Raw genomic sequence first — 17,324 nt, 5'->3', positions numbered from 1 at the left:
GAGGATGTCGAGCCTGCCCTCGAATCCGAAATAAGGACATTGACCTCTTCGTGGCCACCTATTCGCCCCTCATTCGCCGGTTGATGATCAGCTCGCTCACCGTCGTCATCAGCCGCGCCCTGATCAGCCCGTTATTGACCTTGTTCCTCAGCAACAAACTCGGCCTCAACCCGCAAGACGTCGGCCTGTTGTTGGGTATCGCAGTGTTCAGTGCCACGCTGCTGTCGCTGTACGGCGGCTACATCATCGATAAGCTGGACAAGCGCCAGTTGCTGATCCTGACCATGCTCTCGAGCGGCATCGGCCTGATCCTGCTGACCTTCGCGCAGAATCTGTATCTGGTCACGTTGGTGCTGATTATCAGCGAGACGGCGTCGGCGCTGTTCCTGATCTGCTCCAAGGCGATCCTCAGTGAAAACCTGCCGGTTGGCCAACGGGTCAAGGCGTTCTCCCTGAACTACACGCTGACCAACATCGGCTACGCCGTCGGCCCGATGATCGGCGTGGTAATTGCCGGAATCCAGTCGTCGGCGCCGTTTATCGTGGCGGGTGCGATTGCCATTGGCAGCATTTTTCTGCTGCTCGGTGCCGCCAGAGACGTCAGGCCGATAGCGCCGGTCGGTCAGCCGCAAAGCTTTCTGAAGACGCTGATCATCCTGAAAAACGACCGCACGATGATCCTGTTCACCCTCGGCTGTCTGCTCAGCACCTTGGTGCACGGGCGCTTTACCTTGTACCTGTCGCAATACCTGCTGGTGACCCACACCCAGCAACAGACCCTCGATACCATGGCCGTCCTGCTCGCTTGCAATGCAATCACGGTGATTTTGCTGCAATACCAGGTCGGCCGCCTGCTCAGCCGCGAGCACTTGCGTCACTGGATTGCCGGCGGCACTGCGTTGTTCATTGTCGGGCTGATCGGGTTCAGTCTGGCCGACAGCCTTATTGGCTGGTGCGTGGCAATGTTCATCTTCACTCTGGGCGAAATGATCATCTACCCGGCCGATTTCCTCTTCGTCGACACCCTGGCCCCGGAAGAACTGCGCGGCAGCTACTACGGTGCACAGAATCTGGCGGCGCTTGGAGGTGCGGCGAGCCCGGTGATGTGCGGGTTCCTGCTGATGCACACACCGGCGCCGAGCATGTTCTACGCTCTGAGCGCCCTGGCCGCCGTGGGCGGTTACTTGTGTTTTGTCAGTGGGCGGCGCGTAGCTTCAATTCAGAAATAATGCACTAAAGCTGCATTAATATGAATTTGTCAGCATCGAGATAGATCGGCACACTGTGCGCGTTCCTCCCCCAATGTTGGAACACTTCGAGGGCTTTCCGGATTGTCGGACAGTCCTTTTTTTTGCCCCGAATTTGCTGCAAGGACCGATTCACATGCTCGCTCGCTGGTTGCCCGCCGCCATCAACACCCGCCCCACCGAATGGAGCCGCGCCGCTATCGGCATGGCGTTGGGCACGTTGTTCAGTGTGTGGCTGTGCGCTCAGGTATTTGGCCATGACGTCGCTTATCACCTGATCGGGCCTTTGGGTGCCTCGGCAGTGTTGCTGTTTGCCGTGTCCTCCGGCGCCCTCGCCCAGCCGTGGTCGATTCTGGGCGGGTATTTGTGTGCCGGTGTCGTGGCGTTATTGGTCGCCCATGTGCTCGGGCGCACCCTCGGCAGCGCCTGCCTGGCAGCGGGCATGGCGTTGATTCTGATGTGCTGGTTGCGTTGCCTGCATCCACCGGCTGGTGCTTTGGCACTCACTCTCGTGCTGGCCGATCCGGCGACCATTGCCATGGACTGGAAAGCCATGGAGCCGGTGATGCTCGGCGCGGCGTGCATGCTGCTCAGTGCTTTGGCCTACAACAACCTCACGCGCATTCGTTATCCGAAACGTCCCACTGAACCCGCGCCTGTGGTTGCCCCGGTCGACAGCCAGGCGATCACTGCTGAAGACCTGAAACTCGCATTGGCCGACATGGGGGCCTTCATCGACATCACGCCTGAAGACCTCGAACAACTGATCCACGCCAGCGAACTGCACGCCAAGCGGCGTAGCATCGGAGAAGTCTTCTCCTGACACCACCCTCCCCCTGTAGAAGCTGTCGAGTGAAACGAGGCTGCGATCTTTTGATCCTGATTTAGAAGATCAAAAGATCGCAGCCTGCTGCAGCTCCTACACTGTTGTGGCATTCCATGACTTAGGGCAAAAACGCAGACTGCCCCTGCACATATCCCCGTTGTACACGGCAAATTTGCACTGTTACGATCCGTTAACGCTCGCGCGCGAGCTTCTCGAATAAAGACAATAAAAGCAGGGAGTTAGTGATGACTGCTCAGGCTTCATCCCCGAGGACGTTGTCCATGGATGCCACGCAAAACGAAGTGCTGGCCGAGGTTCGCAACCACATTGGTCACCTGACCCTCAACCGCCCCGCCGGCCTCAACGCCATCACCCTCGACATGGTTCGATTGCTGCAAAAGCAACTCGACGCCTGGGCCACGGACGCTAATGTCCACGCAGTGGTGCTGCGCGGTGCCGGTGAAAAAGCCTTCTGCGCCGGCGGCGACATTCGTTCCCTGTACGACAGCTATAAAAGCGGCGACACGCTGCACGAAGATTTCTTCGTCGAGGAATACGCCCTCGACCTGACTATTCACCACTACCGCAAACCGGTGCTGGCGCTGATGGACGGTTTCGTCCTCGGCGGCGGCATGGGCCTGGTGCAAGGCGCCGATCTGCGGGTGGTCACCGAGAAGAGCCGTCTGGCGATGCCGGAAGTGGCCATCGGTTATTTCCCGGACGTCGGTGGCAGCTACTTCCTGCCGCGCATTCCCGGTGAGCTGGGGATTTATCTGGGCGTCAGTGGCGTGCAGATTCGAGCGGCCGATGCGCTGTATTGCGGCCTCGCCGATTGGTACATCGAAAGCAATAAACTCGTCACGCTCGATGAACAACTCGATGGCCTGGAATGGCACGACACGCCGCTCAAGGATTTACAGAGTCTGCTGGCCAAAAACGCCGTGCAAACCCTGCCCGGTGCGCCGCTCCAGGCCTTGCGCCCGGCCATCGACCACTTCTTCGCCCTGCCGGATGTGCCGAGCATGGTTGAACAATTGCGCGCGGTAACCGTCGCCGACAGCCATGAATGGGCGACCACTACGGCGGATCTGCTGGAAACCCGCTCACCGCTGGCCATGGCCGTCACCCTGGAAATGCTCCGTCGTGGCCGGCATCTGAGCCTGGAACATTGCTTCGCTCTGGAGCTGCACCTGGATCGCCAGTGGTTCGCCCGTGGCGATCTGATCGAAGGTGTCCGCGCCCTGCTGATCGACAAAGACAAGTCACCACGCTGGAACCCGCCGACTCTCGCCGCACTGGACGCTGCGCATATCGCGAGTTTCTTCCACGGTTTTGATGAGAGCGGGAGCTGAGCCATGCACGATCTCGAACTGACTGAAGAACAAGTAATGATCCGCGACATGGCCCGGGACTTTGCCCGTGGCGAAATCGCACCCCACGCGCAAGCCTGGGAAAAGGCTGGCTGGATCGATGACGCCCTCGTGGCGAAGATGGGCGAACTGGGTCTGCTGGGCATGGTCGTCCCCGAAGAATGGGGCGGCACCTATGTCGACTACGTGGCTTACGCACTGGCAGTAGAAGAGATTTCCGCCGGTGACGGCGCGACCGGCGCGTTCATGAGCATTCACAACTCGGTCGGCTGTGGCCCAGTGCTCAACTATGGCAGCGAAGCACAGAAACAAACCTGGCTGGCAGATCTGGCCAGCGGGCAAACCATCGGCTGCTTTTGCCTGACCGAACCGCAGGCCGGCTCCGAAGCGCACAATCTGCGCACCCGCGCCGAACTGCGCGACGGTCAGTGGGTAATCAACGGCGCCAAGCAATTTGTCAGCAACGGCAAACGGGCGAAACTGGCAATCGTGTTTGCCGTGACCGATCCGGATCTGGGCAAGAAAGGTATTTCCGCGTTTCTAGTGCCGACCGACACCCCAGGTTTCATCGTTGACCGCACCGAACACAAAATGGGCATCCGCGCCTCCGACACCTGCGCGGTGACGCTGAACAACTGCAGCATTCCCGAGGCCAACCTGCTCGGCGAACGTGGCAAAGGCTTGGCGATTGCCCTGTCCAACCTTGAGGGCGGACGCATCGGGATTGCCGCGCAAGCCTTGGGCATCGCCCGTGCTGCGTTTGAAGCGGCGCTGGCTTATTCGCGAGACCGGGTGCAATTCGGCAAACCGATCAACGAGCACCAGAGCATCGCCAACCTGCTGGCCGACATGCACATGCAATTGAATGCGGCACGGCTGATGATCCTGCACGCGGCGCGGCTGCGCACGGCGGGCAAACCGTGTCTGTCGGAGGCTTCACAGGCCAAGCTGTTTGCCTCGGAAATGGCCGAGAAGGTCTGTTCGTCAGCGATTCAGATTCATGGCGGGTATGGCTATCTGGAGGACTATCCGGTCGAAAAGTACTACCGCGATGCGCGGATTACCCAGATCTATGAAGGGTCGAGCGAGATTCAGCGGATGGTGATTGCACGGGAGTTGAAGAACTACCAGATCTAACAGCAAAAGCATCGCTGGCAAGCCAGCTCCCACAGGGTTTTCGGTCGATCACAAATGTTGTGTACACCGAAGATAATGTGGGAGCTGGCTTGCCAGCGATGACGTCAGTAAGACTGCTGCATTACTTGCCCTTGAATTCAGGCGTACGTTTGGCCACAAACGCCGCCATCCCTTCCTTCTGATCCTGCGTGGCAAACGCCGCATGGAACACCCGGCGCTCGAAGCGGACGCCTTCAGTCAGATTGACCTCAAACGCGCGGTTGACGCTCTCCTTGACCATCATCGCAATCGGCAGTGATTTGCTGGCGATCACTGCGGCAACCTTGAGCGCCTCATCCAGCAATTCATCGCTCGGCACGATCCGAGCGACGATGCCGCAGCGCTCGGCTTCCACCGCATCGATCAAACGCCCGCTCAGGCACATTTCCATGGCCTTGGCCTTGCCCACGGCTCGGGTCAGGCGCTGGGTGCCGCCCATGCCCGGCAAGACGCCGAGATTGATCTCCGGCTGGCCGAACTTGGCGTTGTCGCCCGCCAGAATGAAGTCGCACATCAACGCCAGTTCACAGCCGCCACCGAGAGCGAAACCGTTGACTGCAGCGATGATCGGTTTGCGGCGATTGGCCACGCGATCGCTGTCGCTGAACAGGTCGTCCATGTAGATCTGCGGATACGTCAGCTCGGCCATTTCCTTGATGTCGGCACCGGCGGCGAAGGCTTTTTTCGAACCGGTAATGACGATGCAACCGATGTTGGCATCGGCTTCCAGGCCATCAAGGGCATGGTTCACTTCGCTGACCAGTTGCGCGTTCAGGGCGTTCAGCGCCTGCGGGCGGTTCAGGGTGATCAGGCCAACGCGGCCATGGGTTTCCAGCAGAATCGTTTCGTAAGTCATGGGCAAGATTCCTTGTCAGAGATTGCGCGAAATAACCATGCGCTGGATGTCGCTGGTGCCTTCGTAGATCTGGCAGACACGCACGTCGCGGTAGATGCGCTCCAGCGGGAAGTCGTTGAGGTAACCGTAACCGCCGAGGGTTTGCAACGCCATGGAGCAGACCTTTTCGGCCATCTCCGAGGCGAACAGCTTGGCCATCGAGGCTTCGACCAGCGCTGGCTGGCCGCTGTCACGCAGGGCGGCAGCGTAATGCACCATTTGCCGGGCGACGGCGATTTGCGTGGCCATGTCGGCCAAGCGGAACGCCACGGCCTGGTGTTCGATGATCGGCTTGCCGAAGGTGTCGCGCTCGCGGGCGTAGTCACGGGCCGCTTCGAACGCGGCGCGGGCCATGCCCACCGATTGCGAAGCGATGCCGACGCGGCCGCCTTCAAGGTTGGCCAGGGCAATCTTGTAACCTTCGCCCTCCTCGCCCAATCGGTTGGCCACCGGCACTTTGACGTCTTCGAAGAGAATCTGGCAGGTGTCCGAAGCGTGCTGGCCGAGTTTGTCTTCGACGCGGGCGACTTTGTAGCCTGGTGAATCGGTCGGCACGATAAGCGCCGTGATTCCGCGTTTGCCAGCACTCGGGTCGGTCACGGCAAACACGATCACGATCCCGGCGTTTTGCCCGGAGGTGATGAACTGTTTGCAGCCATTGAGCACGTAGTGATCGCCTTCAAGGCGCGCGCGGGTTTTCAGGCTGCTGGCATCGGAACCGGCCTGTGGTTCGGTCAGGGCAAATGCACCGAGCATCGCGCCGCTGGCCAGCGGTTTGAGGAAACGTTCGCGCTGATCGTCGTTGCCGAACTTGAGGATCGGCACGCAACCCACCGAGTTGTGCACGCTCATGATCGTCGAGCAGGCGCCGTCACCGGCGGCGATTTCTTCCAGGGCCATGGCGTAGGCGAGATAACCGGTGTCGCAACCGCCCCACTGTTCCGGCACGAGCATGCCGAAAAAACCCAGTCCGGCCATTTCGCCGATGGCTTCTTTGGGGAAACGGTGTTCGCGATCCCACTCGGCGGCGAACGGCTTGAGCCGTTCCTCGGCAAACTGCCGGGCCATGTCGCGGATCTGGTTTTGGTCTTCGTTGGGAATCATGGTGAATCCTTGATTGTTTCCCTATGTAGGAGCTGCCGCAGGCTGCGATCTTTTGACTTTGATTTTCAACAGACAAGATCAAAAGATCGCAGCCTGCGGCAGCTCCTACAGAGGGCGCGCGGTTAGTAGACGCATTCCACGGCCATGGCCGTGGCTTCGCCGCCGCCGATGCAAATGGCGGCGACACCGCGTTTCAGCTTTCTTTGGCGCAATGCCGAGAGCAAGGTCACCAGAATCCGCGCACCCGAGGCACCGATCGGATGGCCCAGCGCACAAGCACCGCCGTGCACGTTGAGTTTCTCGTGGGGGATTTCCAGATGCGTCATCGCCGCCATGCCGACCACGGCAAACGCTTCGTTGACCTCGAACAGGTCAATGTCGCCCAGCGACCAACCGGTTTTCTTGATCAGTTTCTTGATCGCACCAATCGGCGCCACCGGGAACAGGCCCGGAGTGTCGGCAAATGCCGCATGACCGTGAATCACCGCCAGCGGTTTCAGGCCGAGTTTCTGCGCCTGCGACTGACGCATCAGCACCAGTGCCGCTGCGCCGTCAGAGATCGAACTGGAGTTCGCCGCCGTCACCGTGCCGCCTTCGCGGAACGCCGGTTTCAACGAGGCGATCTTGTCCAGTTTGGCTTTCGGCGGTTGCTCATCGTGGCTGATCAGCACCTGTTCTTTGCCGACGGTCACGGTCAGCGGGACGATTTCGTCCTTGAAGCTACCGTCCTTGATCGCCTGTTGTGCGCGGGTGGTCGAGGCGATAGCAAAAGCGTCCTGCGCTTCGCGGCTGAAGTGATTGGTCTCGGCGCAATCCTCGGCGAAGGTGCCCATCAGGCGACCCTTGTCGTAGGCGTCTTCGAGGCCGTCGAGGAACATTGAGTCGAGCACGCGGCCGTGGCCCATGCGGTAACCGGCGCGGGCGCGATCCAGCAGATACGGCGAGTTGGACATGCTTTCCATGCCGCCTGCGATCACCACGTCGGCGCTGCCGGCGACCAGCATGTCGTGGGCCAGAATGGTGGTTTCCATGCCCGAGCCGCACATCTTGTTGACCGTGGTACAGCGCGTCGATTTATCCAGCCCGGCACCCAGTGCCGCTTGCCGCGCAGGCGCCTGGCCGAGGCCCGCGGGCAGGACGCAACCGAACAGCACTTCGTCGACCGCATCGCTGGCAACACCGGCGCGTTCAACCGCCGCTTTGATGGCAGCAGCGCCAAGCTGCGGCGCGGTGAGGCTTTTCAGTTCGCCCTGAAAACCACCCATCGGGGTGCGGACGGCGCTGACGATGACAATCGGATCGTTGGAAATAGTCATGACAAATCCTCCTTACTTGGCGGCCATGCGCAAGGCACCGTCGAGACGGATCACCTCGCCGTTGAGCATGCTGTTTTCGATGATATGGCGGACCAGCGCGGCGTACTCGGCAGGCTTGCCCAGACGTGGCGGAAACGGTACGCCAGCAGCCAGCGATTCGCGAACTTCCGGGGTCATGCCGGCCATCATCGGGGTTTCGAAAATGCCCGGGGCGATGGTCATCACGCGGATGCCGAAACGCGCCAGTTCGCGCGCAGCGGGCAGGGTCAGGCTGGCGATGGCGCCTTTGGAGGCGGCGTAAGCAGCCTGGCCGATCTGACCGTCGAACGCCGCCACCGAGGCGGTGTTGATGATCACGCCGCGCTCGCCGTCGGCATTGGCTTCGCTTTCGGCAATCGCCGCAGCGGCCAGACGCAGCATGTTGAAGCTGCCGATCAGATTGACGTTGATCACCTGAGCAAAACTGGCCAGTGCGTGCGGGCCGTTCTTGCCGAGGATCTTCTCGCCACGGACGATGCCGGCGCAGTTGACCAGACCGTTGAGGCTGTCAAAGGCTTTGACGGTCGCCTGCACAGCGGCTTCGGCAGCGGCTTCATTGCTGATGTCGGCGACGACGCTGTGTACGCCCAGACGCTGAGCCTGCGCGGCAACCGCTTCGGCATTCATGTCCACCAGCATCACCTTGGCGCCGGCATTCACCAGCAATTCAGCGGTGGCCGCACCCAGGCCGGACGCGCCGCCGGTGACGATAAAAACCTTGTTCTCGATCTGCATGACTGTTTCCTTGGATTCAAGCTGAAACGTTTTTCGCTGCGGCCTCTTGAGCCTTGGCGATTTCCTGGTTGCGCAAGATAAAGCGCTGCAATTTGCCGCTCGGGGTCTTGGGCAATTCGCTGACAAATTCGATTTCACGCGGGTATGAATGCGCTGCCAGACGCTTGCGCACGTGCTGGCGCAGTTCTTCGGCGAGCGCAGGTTCCGCGCGGTATTGCGCGCTGAGCACGACAAAGGCTTTGACCAGTTCGGTGCGTTCCGGGTCCGGTTTGCCGACCACCGCCGCCTCGACCACGGCCGGGTGTTCAATCAGCGCGCTTTCGACGTCGAACGGGCCGACGCGGTAGCCGGAGGTGGTGATCACGTCGTCGCTGCGGCCGACGAAGCTGATGCTGCCATCCGGGTTCCATTCCACGGTGTCGCCGCTCAGGTAATAGTCGCCGACGAAGGCTTTGGTTGGTGCGCCTTCATAGCCACCGAACCAGCACATTGGCGATTCAGGCCGGTCGATGGCGAGAATGCCGGGCTGGCCGACGCCGAGTTCGTTGTATTGCTCGTCGAGCACCACGATGCGATGGCCCGGCGAAGCGAAACCGGCGGCGCCGACGTGAACCGGGTGCTCGATGCCGTGGTGGTTACAAAGGACCATACCCAGTTCGGTCTGGCCGTAGTGGTCGTGAATGACCACGTCGAGGTTGTCGGCAAACCAGCGGATCACCTCCGGATTCAAAGGCTCGCCGGCGCTGCTGACGATGCGCAGCTTGCCCTTGATCGACTTGGCGAACTCGTCACCGCCGGCAATCAGCAAGCGATACGCCGTGGGCGAACCGGTCAGGTTGGTGATGCCGTATTTGTTGATCACCCGGCAGGTGCTTTCGAGGGTGAACGGGCCATCGTAGAAGGTGATCGGGTGGCCCATCGACATCGGGCCCGTCACGCCGAAATAGATGCCGTAGGCCCAGCCTGGATCGGCGACATTCCAGAACGCGTCTTCGGGGCGCAGATCAACGGCATCGCGGGTGTAGCTCTGGAACGCGACGATGGCTTTGAGCGGCACCGACAGCGCTTTCGACGGGCCGGTGGTGCCCGAGGTGAACATCAGCAGGAACGGGTCTTCGCCGGTGAGCATCAGCGGTTCACAGACGTTGGAATAGTTGGCCAGTTCAGCCCAGAAACTGAAGTCGCCTCGGACGATACCCTGGCCCTTGGCGCCGCCGACGGTGACCAGTGTCGGGCAATCGGCGACTTCAGCGAGTTTCGGACGGTTGACGGCGTCGGTCACCACCACTTTGGCGCCGGAGCTGTTCAGGCGATGTTCAAGGGCCTTGGGGCCGAATGCGGTGAACAGCGGCTGATAGACCGCGCCGATACGCCAGGTGGCGAACACGGTGATGAGCAATTCGATGTTGCGCGGCAGCAGGCCGGCGACCTTGTCACCCTTCTGCACGCCTTGGGCGAGGAGGAAATTGGCGAAACGCGCGGCTTTGTCCTGCAAGTCGCTGAAGGTGTACGTCGCACTGGCGCCGTCGCGACCCTCCCAGAACAGCGCGATGCGCCCCGGCAATGCATGGCGGTCGCAGCATTCGACGCAGGCGTTGAGCGCCTCAAGCGTACCGCTGAGCGCGGTATCAACGGTGTGCTGATAGTTGAACTGTTCGGTGGCAGACAAGTAGTCGCGCATTGCCAGAATCCCTCTGTGTTTTTTATTAGGTTGGGGAACCGTAAACAACAGAGGGATAGTCGCGCTGTGCGTGGCTTGGGGCAATGGTCAAAGCCATCAAAGTGGCTGACTGGTTTGGCCATGCCTTCGAAAATGACTCACACCTTCTGTAGGAGTTGTCGAGTGAAACGAGGCTGCGATCTTTTGATCTTGCTTTTAAAGGTCAAGATCAAAAGATCGCAGCCTTCGGCAGCTCCTTGTATCTCGACTATCGCTCCGTCAGGAGCGATAGTTCTCGACTGATCATCGAGGGAGGGACTTGGAAGCCGTGCAGCTCCTTAGGCTTTTTGCCTGTGATGTAGATCGTGCTCCAGCCCTCCACACTCACTCGTATAGTTCGAACGGTATCTTGGGCCCGTCTCTGGCGAGAGCCCGCATTCGCAAGGTTGGACAGAGTGCAGTGATGATCGAAAACGGATTAATGGAGAAACGGTCATGTCCAATTTCGTCGGCGTCGATGTCGCTAAAAATACCTTTGATATCGCCACTCACCTGCCAAACGGCAAGCACAAAACCAAGGCCAAACTGGCTAACGACTCAAAAGGTTTCAAAGAGTTTGACGCCTGGCTGAACAAGCAGGTCGAGCCTACAGCTCTGATCGTGATGGAAGCCACCAGCGTTTATCACCTGGAACTTGCCGAGTTCGTCTACAACAAGGGTTACCGGGTCTGCGTCGTCAATCCGGCTACGACCCACGCTTACGCCGACAGCGAGCTGCGCCGGATCAAAACCGACAAAAGCGACGCCAAATTGATCGCTGACTTTGCTCGGGAAAAGGCTGAAAAGCTTCAGCTTTGGGCTCCAGAGCCGCTGAAATATCGTCAGCTAAAGGCGATGGTACGTCGCTTGGATGACCTTCAGGAAATGGAGCAAATGGAGCTCAATCGCCTGGATGTATCCGACGAAAAGGTCAAAGACTCGATCAACTCTGTGCTGCGTCACATCGAGAAAGAGATCGTTGAAACTCACAAATCAATCAAAAAACACATCGACGATGATCCAGACATGCGCCAAATGCGCGACTTGATCGTGACCATCGACGGTATCGGCCAGAAAACCCTTGAGCGGCTGCTGGCCGAGTTGGGCGACCTGCGTAAATATGACGACCCTCGCAAGCTGGTCGCTGCCGCCGGGTTGAACCCAAAGCTGCAGGACTCGGGAAAATTCAAAGGCAGAACAGTGATTTCGAGGATCGGATCGGCTCGCGTTCGGGCGGGTCTATACATGCCTGGGTTGGTTGCACTGAAGCACAACAAGGCAATCATCGCCATGAAGGACCGCTTGAAGGCCAACGGCAAGGCCCCCAAGCAAATCATCTGTGCAGCGATGCGCAAACTCCTACATTTTGTCTACGCCGTTCTTAAATCGGGCCAGCCATTTGACCCGAAAATTGCCCTTGCCCGATGAGGGGCAAGACGGTATCTACAGGAGGAATGCATTTCAGGTGGGGTCATTGAGGATCAGCGTGCGATAGTGCCCGGGATTGGACCCCGACCATTTGCGAAACGCCTTGTAGAACGAGCTCGCATCGGCAAACCCGAGCCGCGCCGCGATTTCAACAAAACTGATCGAAGGCTCCGCGAGCCAGACAATCGCCAACTCCTTGCGCACGCTGTCCTTGAGCCCCTGATACGTCTGCCCTTCCTCTGCCAAACGTCGGCGCAAAGTCGAAGCGGACATACACAACTGCTGCGCCAATGCTTCAGTTTCCGGCCACTGCTCAGCAGGGAGCTGGCGCAAATCCTGTTTGATCCGGCTGGCGAGGCTTTGCGGATCGCGGTACTTGACCAGGATGTTGGCCGGCGCATGGGCCAGGAAGCGTTTCAACTCTTCAACACTGCGCTTGATCGGCAGATCCAGGCAGTCCGCCGAGAAAATCATCCGCGTGCGCGGCCGGTCGAAACGCAGGTTCTCCGAGAACATAACCCGGTAGTCATCGGTGAAGTCCGGTTCCGGGCAACGCAGCTCAATGGCCAGAATCGGAATCCGCCGCCCGGCCAGCCAGCAGGCCACGCCGTGGACGATCATCCAGTAAGTGAAATAGGTGAAGGCACGGCGCGGTTCGGGATCGTCTTCGAGCAGAACGATTTCCGCCAGACTCTGCTGATGCACCAGTTGCGCGGGCAGACGTTCAAGCATCAGCGAGAGGAAACTCAGACCGCCGCTCAAACCGGCAGCGAGTGTCGGTTGCGCCATCGCACTGCGACAAAGGAACTCCAGACTGCCGGACTTGAGCTTGCGCGGGTCCATGCCAAAAAACTCATCATCACCGCGCCGGGCCAACAAACGCCAGAGCCTGGCGTACTGCGAGGCCGGCACCCGGCCATCTTCGGATTGCAACAAGGCCGGCGCAATGCCGACCTTGTTCAGGACTTCTTCCGTGGCCACGCCGGGGACACAACTTTGCAGCAGCGCTTCACGCACCAGTTGAACGGCGATGGTGTCTTTTTCCGACATGGAGCGAGGCAGACCTTGTTGTTTTTGACTGGCGGGCATCTTACCGCACGACAGGAGTACACCACAGAACCCTGTGCAGGAGATCTGTGCAGGGCAAAAACCGGGTTGTTCAGCTGACGTTCAGGTTTATGTCAATGATTGTCATGTGAGAATGACTTTCATTATGTTACAACTTGTAACTCTTCGAATGACTATCTGGATGCCGAATGCTCGTTCCTTTTCTGATCATGCTGCGCGAAGGCATTGAAGCCGCGCTGATCGTTGGCATCATCGCCAGCTACCTGCAACAGACCGGCCGTGGCCAATGGATGCCCGCCGTGTGGATCGGCGTATTTCTCGCCGCCGCCCTCGCCCTGCTGGTCGGTGGAGGACTGGAACTGGTCAGCGCCGAATTCCCGCAAAAGCAGCAAGAACTGTTTGAAGGCATCGTCGGGCTGGTGGCCGTGGGGATTCTCAGCTCGATGGTGTTCTGGATGCGCAAGGTCGCACGGTCGATCAAACATTCGCTGCACGCCTCACTGGATGAAGCCCTGACCTCTTCCAGACATCAGGTCATCGCGTTGATCGCTATGGTGTTCTTTGCCGTGGCGCGTGAAGGCCTGGAAACGGTGTTTTTCCTGCTCGCCGTGTTCCAGCAAAGCGAAGGCCCGGGTGCGCCGATCGGTGCCCTGCTCGGCCTGCTTCTGGCGATTGTCGTCGGCTTCCTGATCTACACCGGCAGCATGCGTCTCAATCTCTCGGTGTTTTTCAAATGGACCGGGTTGTTCATCCTGGTGGTGGCCGCGAGGATTCTCGCCAATTCGGTGCAAGCCCTGCATGAAGCCGGGGTGTGGAATCACCTGCAAACCGTGCTCTTCGACGTCAGTGCAACGCTGCCGATGGACGGCCCGCTGGGCTCGGTGCTGGCCGGCATGTTCGGTTACCAGGATGCGCCAACCGTCAGCACCCTCGGCGCTTATCTGATTTATCTGGTAGTGGCGCTGGTGATGTTTTTCCTCCCGGCGGCGCCCGCCAAAAACGCCGCGCAATCGAATTCCGTTTCCAGCCAATGAGGGCACCCATGTCAAAGCCTAATACCCCACAGGCCTCGCCTCCCCGCGCCTTGCGCTGGGCAGTGGCCGGTTCGGTGGTCGTGATGATCGCCGCCGGCGGCCTGTTCTACTATGCCTCGCAACTGGCGGCGGCCAAACGTCAGCACAACCACGACGAAGTGGTCGTCAACATCCACCCGGGCAGTTGCGAGCCGAATGCGCTGACCGTACCGGCAGGCCGCGCCAGTTTCCGCATCGTCAACCGCTCCGAGCGGGCGGTGGAATGGGAAATCCTCGATGGCGTGCTGGTGGTCGAAGAACGCGAGAACATTGCGCCGGGCTTGAGCCAGGTGATCAACGCCAACCTGCAACCCGGCGACTACGCGATCACCTGCGGCCTGCTGAGCAATCCGCGCGGCACTTTGCATGTAACACCAACCGCCGCTTCCGACGCCGCCGCCAAGGCCAAACCGTCGATGGTCGCCTTTATCGGGCCGTTGTCGGAGTTCCGTGTGTATCTGGCCAGTCAGGGCAGCGCTTTGATCAAAGCCGTGACCGCACTCGATCAGGCGATTGCGAGCGGCGACTTAAGCCAGGCTCAGGCGCTGTACCTGCCGGCGCGTACGGCCTATCAACATCTGGCCCCGGCGGCGCAACGCCTGGCGGAACTGGACAACAGCATCAATGCCCGCGCCGATTACTTCGAAAAACGCGAACAGGATTCAGCCTTTGTCGGCTTCCACCGGATCGAATACGCGCTGTTCCAGCAACGCAAACTCGATGACCTTGCGCCTGTATCTCAGCGCTTGCTGACCGATGTCACCACGCTCAAACAGCAACTGCTTGCCCAGTCGCTGCCACCGGAGCAACTGGTCAACATCGTCGTTCGCAACCTCAACACCCTGGCCGACGTCCGCGCCGCCAGCGGTGAAGAAGAACGCTACAGCCACGGCGACCTCAACGGTTTCGCTGCCAATCTGCAAACCGCGCACAAAGTCGTCGACCTGCTGCGGCCGATGCTGAGCAAATCCGCCGCCGAACTGTTGCCGAAAATCGATCAGGCGCTGGCGGACTTCGACACCCAACTGAACAGTTTCAAGGTCAAGGACGGCTTCGCCAGCTACGACAGCGTCAGCGGCGAACAACGCAAACAGATCGCCGACAAGGCCCAGGCTCTGGCCGACGCACTTGATGGCATTGATCCCGCCCTCGGCCTCTCCGGCCTGTAAGCAGAAGACGAGTACCGATGAAAGATTCAGAACAACTCAACCTGCAACGTCGCCGTGTCCTGATGGGCATGGGCGCGGCCGGTGTCGCACTGGCCGGATCGGCCCTGAGCTGCCCGGCCATGGCCGCAGCGCCGGCACAAGTCACCGAAGCCCCGAGCAGCGATAAAACCGAAGACCGCCACGATTTCCACGGTGTGCATCAAACCGGAATCGTCACCCCGCGCCCGGCGTCAGGCATGCTGGTGTCGTTCGACGTATTGGCCAGTGATCGCGAAGACCTGGAGCGCCTGTTCCGTACGCTCAACGAGCGTATCACCTTCCTGATGAAGGGCGGCCCGGTCGCGCAGATCGATCCGAAGCTGCCGCCGCCAGACTCCGGCATCCTCGGCCCGGTGGTGAGTCCGGACAACCTGACCATCACCGTGTCGGTGGGCGAGTCGTTGTTTGATGAGCGCTTTGGTCTGGCCGACGCCAAGCCCAAGCGCCTGCAACGCATGGTCGGTTTCCCCAACGACGCGCTGGAGGCCGATTGCTGCCACGGCGATTTGAGTGTGCAGTTCTGCTCGAACACCGCTGACACCAACATCCATGCCCTGCGCGACATCGTGAAAAACCTGCCGGACTTGCTGCTGGTGCGCTGGAAACAGGAAGGCAGCGTACCGCCGCAGGCCCCGGCCAAACCCGGGGTGCCGGCGCAATCGGCGCGCAATTTCCTCGGTTTCCGTGATGGCTCGGCCAACCCCGACTCCAACGATGCCAAAGCCATGGATAACATCGTCTGGGTGCAACCGGGCAGCGACGAACCGGCGTGGGCGGCCCACGGCAGCTATCAAGCGGTGCGGATCATCCGCAACTTCGTCGAGCGCTGGGACCGTACGCCTTTGCAGGAACAGGAAAGCATTCTCGGCCGGGTCAAGACTACCGGCGCGCCGATGGGTGGGACTCACGAGAGCGAAGTACCGGATTACAGCAAGGATCCGGCCGGCAAACTGACCAAACTCGACGCACACATCCGACTGGCCAATCCGCGCACTGCCGCGAGCCAGGCCAACCTGATCCTGCGTCGGCCGTTCAACTACTCCAACGGTGTGAACAAGAACGGCCAACTCGACATGGGTCTGCTCTTCATCTGTTACCAGGCCGATTTGGAGAAAGGCTTTATCACCGTGCAGACCCGCCTCAACGGCGAACCGCTTGAGGAATACCTCAAACCGGTCGGCGGTGGTTACTTCTTCACCCTTCCGGGTGTCACCGGCGACAAGGACTTCATCGGTCGCTCGCTGCTCAACGCCACACAACCGAAAACAGCGGCATAAAACAATCCCGACTCTGGAGCCACCCCCATGAAAAAGACGCCACTCGCGTTATTGCTGACCCTTGGTTTGCTCAACACCCCGCTGTCAGCCTTCGCCGCCACCGCGCCGCTGGATCTGGTCGGGCCGGTTTCGGACTACAAGATTTACGTCACCGAGCAACTGGATGAGTTGGCCAGCCACACCCAGCAGTTCACCGACGCTGTGAAGAAAGGCGACTTGGCCACCGCGCAAAAGCTGTACGCGCCGACCCGCGTCTACTACGAGTCGATCGAGCCGATTGCCGAGCTGTTCAGTGATCTCGATGCGTCCATCGACTCCCGCGTCGACGACCACGAGAAAGGCGTGAAGTCGGAAGACTTCACCGGTTTCCATCGCATCGAATACTCGCTGTTCTCGGAAAAAGGTACCCAAGGCCTGGACTCACTGGCGGATGGCTTGAACAAAGACGTCAAAGACCTGCAAACCCGCGTGGCCGGCCTGACCTTCCCGCCTGAGAAAGTGGTGGGCGGTGCGGCTGCGCTGCTGGAAGAAGTCGCCGCGACCAAGATCTCCGGTGAAGAAGACCGCTACAGTCACACTGACCTGTACGACTTCCAGGGCAACATCGACGGCGCGAAGAAAATCGTTGATTTATTCCGGCCGCAGATCGAGCAGCAGGACAAGGCGTTCGTCGCGAAGGTCGACAAGAATTTCGCCACCGTGAACAAGGTTCTGGCCAAGTACAAGACCCAGGACGGTGGGTTCGAGACCTACGACAAGGTTAAGGACAACGACCGCAAAGCACTGGTTGGGCCGGTGAATACGCTTGCGGAAGACCTGTCCACGTTGCGTGGGAAATTGGGTCTGAACTGAGTTTTGTAGCG

At 59.9% G+C, this 17,324-nt stretch carries 15 protein-coding genes; 9 read left to right on the top strand and 6 right to left on the bottom strand.

What is annotated here, in order from left to right:
• Nucleotides 1–50: 50 nt before the first annotated feature.
• From ACA043_RS14480 to ACA043_RS14465, 4 genes are all read left to right on the top strand, one after another.
• Nucleotides 51–1,229 (top strand): MFS transporter, encoded by a 1,179-nt coding sequence (locus ACA043_RS14480; protein ID WP_497659544.1) that lies wholly within the window; start codon nucleotides 51–53, stop codon nucleotides 1,227–1,229.
• A gap of 154 nt (nucleotides 1,230–1,383) precedes the next feature.
• A complete protein-coding gene (locus ACA043_RS14475; RefSeq protein ID WP_401264339.1) occupies nucleotides 1,384–2,070 on the top strand; it encodes an HPP family protein in 687 nt (228 codons plus the stop codon).
• Between the two features lie 248 nt (nucleotides 2,071–2,318).
• The gene (locus ACA043_RS14470) at nucleotides 2,319–3,425 is read left to right on the top strand and encodes an enoyl-CoA hydratase/isomerase family protein (RefSeq protein WP_497659543.1); all 1,107 of its coding nucleotides are present in this window, start codon (nucleotides 2,319–2,321) and stop codon (nucleotides 3,423–3,425) included.
• A gap of 3 nt (nucleotides 3,426–3,428) precedes the next feature.
• Nucleotides 3,429–4,580 carry an acyl-CoA dehydrogenase family protein gene (locus tag ACA043_RS14465; RefSeq protein WP_187680596.1) on the top strand — a complete coding sequence of 384 codons (1,152 nt, stop codon included), beginning with the start codon at nucleotides 3,429–3,431 and terminating at the stop codon, nucleotides 4,578–4,580.
• 121 nt (nucleotides 4,581–4,701) lie between these two features.
• Here the strand turns inward: ACA043_RS14465 and ACA043_RS14460 are convergent, their stop codons facing one another.
• The 5 genes from ACA043_RS14460 to ACA043_RS14440 all read right to left on the bottom strand — a co-directional run bounded on the left by ACA043_RS14460 (nucleotide 4,702) and on the right by ACA043_RS14440 (nucleotide 10,389).
• Nucleotides 4,702–5,475, bottom strand: a complete 774-nt coding sequence (locus ACA043_RS14460) for an enoyl-CoA hydratase (protein WP_497659542.1) — start codon at nucleotides 5,473–5,475, stop codon at nucleotides 4,702–4,704.
• 15 nt (nucleotides 5,476–5,490) lie between these two features.
• Entirely contained in the window at nucleotides 5,491–6,618 is a 1,128-nt protein-coding gene (locus ACA043_RS14455) for an acyl-CoA dehydrogenase (RefSeq protein WP_497613898.1), read from the bottom strand.
• A gap of 122 nt (nucleotides 6,619–6,740) precedes the next feature.
• Entirely contained in the window at nucleotides 6,741–7,934 is a 1,194-nt protein-coding gene (locus ACA043_RS14450) for an acetyl-CoA C-acyltransferase (RefSeq protein WP_497659541.1), read from the bottom strand.
• A 12-nt stretch (nucleotides 7,935–7,946) separates the two neighbouring features.
• Nucleotides 7,947–8,708, bottom strand: coding sequence for an SDR family NAD(P)-dependent oxidoreductase (locus tag ACA043_RS14445; RefSeq protein ID WP_489881386.1), 762 nt, complete (start codon nucleotides 8,706–8,708; stop codon nucleotides 7,947–7,949).
• Between the two features lie 16 nt (nucleotides 8,709–8,724).
• Nucleotides 8,725–10,389: an AMP-binding protein gene (locus tag ACA043_RS14440; RefSeq protein WP_497659540.1), complete on the bottom strand. Its 1,665-nt coding sequence runs from the start codon at nucleotides 10,387–10,389 to the stop codon at nucleotides 8,725–8,727.
• A gap of 474 nt (nucleotides 10,390–10,863) precedes the next feature.
• On the opposite strand from ACA043_RS14440, the gene ACA043_RS14435 reads away from it, so the two are divergent.
• Nucleotides 10,864–11,835 (top strand): IS110 family RNA-guided transposase, encoded by a 972-nt coding sequence (locus tag ACA043_RS14435; protein WP_497657778.1) that lies wholly within the window; start codon nucleotides 10,864–10,866, stop codon nucleotides 11,833–11,835.
• A 33-nt stretch (nucleotides 11,836–11,868) separates the two neighbouring features.
• Here the strand turns inward: ACA043_RS14435 and ACA043_RS14430 are convergent, their stop codons facing one another.
• On the bottom strand, nucleotides 11,869–12,885 hold the full coding sequence (locus tag ACA043_RS14430) for an AraC family transcriptional regulator (protein ID WP_497659539.1): 1,017 nt from the start codon (nucleotides 12,883–12,885) through the stop codon (nucleotides 11,869–11,871).
• Between the two features lie 206 nt (nucleotides 12,886–13,091).
• Between ACA043_RS14430 and efeU the strand changes: the two genes are divergently transcribed.
• Genes efeU through efeO (ACA043_RS14410) form a run of 4 tightly spaced genes read left to right on the top strand, consistent with a single transcriptional unit; the run spans nucleotide 13,092 to nucleotide 17,313 of the window.
• On the top strand, nucleotides 13,092–13,937 hold the full coding sequence (efeU, locus tag ACA043_RS14425; protein WP_497659538.1) for an iron uptake transporter permease EfeU: 846 nt from the start codon (nucleotides 13,092–13,094) through the stop codon (nucleotides 13,935–13,937).
• Nucleotides 13,938–13,945: 8 nt separating this feature from the next.
• The gene (efeO, locus tag ACA043_RS14420; RefSeq protein ID WP_497659537.1) at nucleotides 13,946–15,145 is read left to right on the top strand and encodes an iron uptake system protein EfeO; all 1,200 of its coding nucleotides are present in this window, start codon (nucleotides 13,946–13,948) and stop codon (nucleotides 15,143–15,145) included.
• A gap of 17 nt (nucleotides 15,146–15,162) precedes the next feature.
• Entirely contained in the window at nucleotides 15,163–16,461 is a 1,299-nt protein-coding gene (gene efeB / locus ACA043_RS14415; protein WP_497659536.1) for an iron uptake transporter deferrochelatase/peroxidase subunit, read from the top strand.
• A 27-nt stretch (nucleotides 16,462–16,488) separates the two neighbouring features.
• Nucleotides 16,489–17,313, top strand: a complete 825-nt coding sequence (gene efeO / locus ACA043_RS14410) for an iron uptake system protein EfeO (RefSeq protein ID WP_497659535.1) — start codon at nucleotides 16,489–16,491, stop codon at nucleotides 17,311–17,313.
• The last annotated feature ends 11 nt before the right edge of the window (nucleotides 17,314–17,324 follow it).

This window comes from Pseudomonas sp. LBUM1648 (assembly GCF_059716145.1).
The sequence above is the reverse complement of the archived record's forward strand: the minus strand, read 5'-3'. Positions and strand labels throughout refer to the sequence as shown.